Annotated in this window: 1 rRNA gene; it reads right to left on the bottom strand. The window is 54.9% G+C overall.

Annotated elements, in window-relative coordinates:
• A 16S ribosomal RNA gene (locus IO36_RS36270) occupies window positions 1-180 on the bottom strand; the annotation flags it as partial.
• Window positions 181-206 lie beyond the last annotated feature (26 nt).

The following is a 206-nucleotide window of genomic DNA, read 5'->3' as shown; positions in this document are numbered from 1 at the left end:
AGGAGTGTTATCCGGTATTAGACCCCGTTTCCAGGGCTTGTCCCAGAGTGAAGGGCAGATTGCCCACGTGTTACTCACCCGTTCGCCACTAATCCACCCCGAAGGGCTTCATCGTTCGACTTGCATGTGTTAAGCACGCCGCCAGCGTTCGTCCTGAGCCAGGATCAAACTCTCCGTGAATGTTTACCGGTAATCCGGTGGAACAC

The sequence above is a fragment of the Streptomyces aureus genome, from assembly GCF_000725495.1.
Classification (GTDB): domain Bacteria; phylum Actinomycetota; class Actinomycetes; order Streptomycetales; family Streptomycetaceae; genus Streptomyces; species Streptomyces aureus_B.
This window is presented reverse-complemented; position numbering and strand designations above follow the sequence as displayed.